At 57.1% G+C, this 4,857-nt stretch carries 6 protein-coding genes and 1 pseudogene; 6 read left to right on the top strand and 1 reads right to left on the bottom strand.

What is annotated here, in order from left to right; all coding sequences use genetic code 11:
* Positions 1 to 231: 231 nt before the first annotated feature.
* The 5 genes and pseudogenes from B3V69_RS09335 to B3V69_RS09315 all read left to right on the top strand — a co-directional run bounded on the left by B3V69_RS09335 (position 232) and on the right by B3V69_RS09315 (position 3,777).
* Complete coding sequence (locus tag B3V69_RS09335) at positions 232 to 450, top strand: DUF433 domain-containing protein (protein ID WP_296445888.1); 219 nt, start codon at positions 232 to 234, stop codon at positions 448 to 450.
* 89 nt (positions 451 to 539) lie between these two features.
* A pseudogene (locus B3V69_RS20765) lies at positions 540 to 784 on the top strand (DUF5615 family PIN-like protein).
* Between the two features lie 229 nt (positions 785 to 1,013).
* A complete protein-coding gene (locus tag B3V69_RS09325; protein WP_296445884.1) occupies positions 1,014 to 1,310 on the top strand; it encodes a PbsX family transcriptional regulator in 297 nt (98 codons plus the stop codon).
* Positions 1,310 to 1,672 carry a type II toxin-antitoxin system PemK/MazF family toxin gene (locus tag B3V69_RS09320; RefSeq protein ID WP_296445882.1) on the top strand — a complete coding sequence of 121 codons (363 nt, stop codon included), beginning with the start codon at positions 1,310 to 1,312 and terminating at the stop codon, positions 1,670 to 1,672. The genes B3V69_RS09325 and B3V69_RS09320 overlap by 1 nt, the downstream gene beginning before the upstream one ends.
* A gap of 128 nt (positions 1,673 to 1,800) precedes the next feature.
* A complete protein-coding gene (locus B3V69_RS09315) occupies positions 1,801 to 3,777 on the top strand; it encodes a polysaccharide biosynthesis protein (RefSeq protein WP_296445880.1) in 1,977 nt (658 codons plus the stop codon).
* Positions 3,778 to 3,791: 14 nt separating this feature from the next.
* Here B3V69_RS09315 and B3V69_RS09310 read toward each other — a convergent pair whose 3' ends face one another.
* Positions 3,792 to 4,352: a PfkB family carbohydrate kinase gene (locus B3V69_RS09310; RefSeq protein WP_296445901.1), complete on the bottom strand. Its 561-nt coding sequence runs from the start codon at positions 4,350 to 4,352 to the stop codon at positions 3,792 to 3,794.
* Positions 4,353 to 4,553: 201 nt separating this feature from the next.
* Here B3V69_RS09310 and B3V69_RS20760 point away from each other — a divergent pair, with 201 nt between their 5' ends.
* Positions 4,554 to 4,853 (top strand): nucleotidyltransferase domain-containing protein, encoded by a 300-nt coding sequence (locus tag B3V69_RS20760; protein WP_414707498.1) that lies wholly within the window; start codon positions 4,554 to 4,556, stop codon positions 4,851 to 4,853.
* Positions 4,854 to 4,857: the final 4 nt, after the last annotated feature.

The raw sequence follows: 4,857 nt of genomic DNA, 5'->3' as shown, positions 1-4,857 counted from the left end.
GGCGTGCAGTGGCCGATTCAGGGTCTGCCACAGCTGGCGGCCAAGGACGCGGCGGGTAAAAGTTTGGGTGAGGCAGAGGCGTTTGTCTAGCGCAGACTACAAAACGGGTTTTACCATGTCTGCGGACGTCGGTGGTGTCAACTCCAGGGCGGCAAACAGTGACTTCTGAACCATGTCCAAGTTCACGGGAAGTGATGCAAAATCGTTGTCTGATCAAAGATGGGAGCAAACATGAACAGGATTACCCTGGAGCCAGGAAAACGGGGCGGTCGGCCATGCATACGCGGCTTGCGCATCACCGTGTATGACGTGTTGTCTATGTTGTCCAGCGGCATGACGCAGCAGGAAATTTTGGAGGACTTTACGGAACTGGAGTCAGAGGATGTTTTGGCGGTGCTGGCCTTTGCTGCGGACCGTGAGCATAAGGTCTATTCGCTGGCTGTTCAATGAAGCTGTTGTTGGACGAAAACCTGTCACGGCGTCTAGTCCCGTTTCTTTAGCATGACTATCCCGGTAGTTCTCAAGTGGTGCTGCTCGGGATGGAATCAGCATCAGACGCCGAGGTCTGGCAAGCAGCGAAAGACCAGGGTTTTGTCATCGTCACGCGTGACGCCGACTTTGAAGAGCTTTCATTGGTCTGGGCCAGCCTCCCAAGGTGATTTGGCTCAAGACCAGAAACCAGTCTCGCGCAACCACGCTCAAGATCCTTTTGGATAATCAGTTGATGATCGAAGAAGCCTTGTTGAATCATGGACAGGCATGTGTTGAAGTGTCTGGGGTGTGAGGAAGTAAGTCCTGTTCAACCAGCACGATTTGATTGGTCTGAGTAATTGGTGAGTAATTGGGGTCAGATTCCAATTAATTTATACCTTTTAGGGCTGTAGCCCCCGTAAACACCGCGTGAGCAGCTATTGTTTTTGAAAAGTATGGTGTTAATTTTTGGATGTTTGCAAGTAGATATCAGGAAGGCGCGGCAGCTGTCGGGTTGTCATTGGTCGTGATGGCGTATAAACTTGTATCAACATTTTAAACAAGGAGGTATTATGAATCCAACGGTAAAGGTAACGGCGGAGCAAACGGTTCAGGAGTGGGGCAACGGCCTTGCTGTGCGTATCACGGCACCGGTAGCCAGAGCGGCACGTTTCGCGCTTGGGCTTCCGATCAAGGTGGAAGTTGTCGAAGGCGGCGTTTTCTTGCGGCCTGTTGGCAAGCCAAAATTGACACTTGCGCAGAAGCTCAAAGCGTTCGATCCGGCCATTCATGGCGGTGAGGTGATGGCGGATGGGCGTGTTGGCGCCGAAGTGTTCTGATGACCACGCGCAAATCGTGGGTGCCGGAACGGCGAGACATGATCTGGATTGACTTCAACCCCCAGGTTGGAGGCGAAATGAAGGACGAACACCCCATGCTGGTGCTCTCGACCAAGGCGTTCAACGAACGCACGGGTATCGTGATCGGTTTGCCCATGACGCATGCGGCGGCGAATGAAACCAATCCATTTGCCGTTAGGTTCTCAACATCCAAGGGCGAGATCGGTTATGTCCTTGCGCACCAGCCGAAATCGTTTGACTGGCGCAAGAGGGGCGCGCGACCTCACCCTTGGAAGCAAGGGTCACCGACCGTATTTGAGTCGGCATGTGAAGAGTTGAATGGAATCATCTCGATCGGTTAGGTGGACAGATGGCGCCATAATGGCTGGGGCCACAGTGGGCACTGTGGTCCGGCGGAGCTATGGCGTCAAGGTGGCCGATGGGGTGGTATTTCAAGCCGGTACGGCGTTGTCAGGGACATAAAAATTACATGATCAACCAAATTGCAGATCCTTTGCTGACCTTGCCGCGCCCAGCCAAGCGTTTGTTGGCGCTGGGCGTTGACGCGTTTTTGTGCGTTCTGACCGTGTGGCTAGCCTTGTGCCTGCGGCTGGACGGCTGGGTGGTGTTGACGCGCAATGAGTGGCTGGCGATGGGTTTGTCTCTGGTGCTGGCCTTGCCGGTGTTTGTGGTCTCGGGCTTGTATCGGGCCATTTTCAGATACGCAGGCATGGCGGCCCTGATGGCGGTGACGAAGGCAATCATCATCTACGGCTTGCTCTATGCCACCTCGCTGGCAGTGCTGGCATTGCCGGGGGTGCCGCGCACCCTCGGATTGCTGCAGCCGCCGTTGCTGCTGCTGGCGGTGGGGGCCTCGCGGGCATTGGCGCGATATTGGCTTAGTGGCGGCTATTTAAGCCAGATCAAGCGCAATGCCTTGCCCAAAGTGTTGATTTATGGAGCCGGCTCCGCTGGGAACCAACTGGCAGCAGCCATGGCTAATAGCAATGAGATGCGGGCCGTCGGTTTTCTGGACGATGACGCCCGTTTGCACGGCCACGTGCTGAACGGTTTGTACATTTACAACCCTGCTCAGCTGCATGATTTGGTGCAGAAGCTGGAGGTGAGTGATGTGTTGCTGGCCATTCCCTCGACCAGCCGCGTGCGGCGCAACGAAATTCTGGAGCTGACGCGCCAAGCCCATGTGGCGGTGCGCACATTACCTGGATTGATGGACTTGGCCCAGGGCCATGTGCAAGCCAGCGACCTGCGCGAACTCGATATTGAAGATCTGCTGGGCCGCGATGCCGTGCCGCCCGATGCGGCGCTGTTTGGTAAAAACATTCATGGCAAAGTGGTACTGGTCACGGGCGCGGGCGGCTCGATTGGCAGTGAACTGTGCCGCCAAATCATCAAGGCCGCACCGACCAAGCTGCTGTTGGTGGAGCTGAGCGAGTTCGCTCTCTACGCCGTGCACCAGGACTTGATGAAGTTACTGTCTGATGAAGATACCCCAGATGTGCAATTGCTGCCGCTGTTGGCGTCTGTGCGCGACGAAGACCGCATGCGTGAAATCATGTTGACTTGGCAGCCGCACACGGTGTACCACGCAGCCGCCTACAAACATGTACCGATGGTGGAGCACAACCCGACCGAAGGCGTCAAGAACAACGTGCTGGGCACCTGGACCACGGCCAAGGTGGCGGCCGAGCACGGCGTGAGCGACTTTGTGCTCATCAGCACCGACAAGGCCGTGCGGCCCACCAACATCATGGGCACCAGCAAGCGCCTGGCCGAAATGGTGCTGCAGGCGCTGGCGGCCGCTTCAATCGAGCAGGGTTGGAGCACCCGCTTTGGCATGGTGCGCTTTGGCAATGTGCTGGGTTCTTCGGGCTCGGTGGTGCCGCTGTTTCGCAAACAGATCAAGGACAACGGCCCCATCACCCTGACGCACGCTGACATTACCCGCTATTTCATGACTATTCCTGAGGCGGCGCAGCTGGTCATTCAGGCCGGCGCCATGACCAGCGGGGGGGATGTGTTTGTGCTGGACATGGGCGAGCCCGTGCGCATCATTGATCTGGCGCGCCGCATGGTGGAGCTGTCGGGCCTGACGGTGCGTGATGAGGCTAAACCCGATGGCGATATTGCAATCCAGATCACAGGCCTGCGTCCTGGCGAGAAACTCTATGAAGAGTTGCTGATTGGCGACAACCCTTTGCCGACCCAGCACCCGCGCATCATGAAAGCGCATGAAGATTTTGTGCCATGGGCGGAGTTGACAGTACGCTTGCAAGTGTTGGTCGCGGCACTGAATGCCAATGACGTACCCGCTATCCGCACCCTGCTCAAAGAACTGGTGCCCGGCTACCAACCTGATGGCGAGGTGGTGGATTGGGTGCATTTGGCGCAGCGGTCGCAGGCGCGGGGAGGTCTCCTGGCCAATGAATTGGAATTTCTAAGTTGACCGGGAATCCTTATTCAACCGGCCACATACTTCTCGAAGCGCGTCTTGATGCCACCCATGGTTTCAGGCGTGAGCCGGTTGCCGTATTGGCTGACCACACGCCCTGCGGCCTGATTAGCCAGCCAGGCTGCTTGGGTGTGGCTGTGGCCATGCGTTACGGCGTAGAGAAAAGCACCGGCAAACATATCACCTGCGCCGTTGGTGTCGAGCGCTTTCACGCTGGCGGCGGGCACCGCGGTTTGCTGGCCACCTTCCAGCACCACGCAGCCTTGGGCGCCACGCGTGAGGCAAACGGTGCGCGCCAATTGGCTGAATTGCTGGCAGATCAGCTGCAGGTCTTGCGAGCCGCACCAAACCTGGGCTTCTTCCTCGTTGCAGAACAGGTAGTCCAGCCCCTGGCCGATGATGGCGTCCAGGCCGGGCCGGCAGAAGTTGATCATGCTCACATCGCTCAAGGTGGTGGCCAGGGCAACGCCGGCTTCTCTGGCAATTTGGCGCCCTTGCAGGGCCGCCTGCAGGCCGGTGGGCGACGCGGCGAGGTAGCCTTCCATGTAATAGATCTTGGCGCTGACGATGTCTTGCTCNNGGAATTTCTAAGTTGACCGGGAACTCAGGAGTCCATGTGGACAGCCCCACGGTGTCTAGTGTTTCACCCTGGTTTTTCGGGGTGCTAGAAGGCTAAAAGACCTAAATTGCGAGACAGACCTGCAATCAATAGTGCGGCACGCAAGCTCACTGAAAGCCTCAAGTTGGTCGCTACGCCTTAAAATTTGCCGATGCGCCTATCTATCGAACAAGTTGCAGCTATACGCAGAGATGTATCCCTGATAGCGGGAGATGCGGCGCGGGTGTGGCTGTTTGGCTCACGGGTACGTGATGACGCGCGTGGAGGCGATATCGACCTCTTGCTGGAACTGAATGAGCCTGTAGCAGAGCCCGCCCAGCTCTCCGCACGGCTTGCAGCCCGGGTGTCAAGATCCATATATGGCCGAAAAGTCGATGTGTTGGTCCAGGCCCCCAACCTCATGCGTTTACCCATCCACGCCGTAGCGCTTGCAGAAGGAGTTCGGCTTTGAAAAT

Source organism: Rhodoferax sp. UBA5149 (assembly GCF_002413825.1).
Taxonomy (GTDB): domain Bacteria; phylum Pseudomonadota; class Gammaproteobacteria; order Burkholderiales; family Burkholderiaceae_C; genus Rhodoferax.
This window is presented reverse-complemented; position numbering and strand designations above follow the sequence as displayed.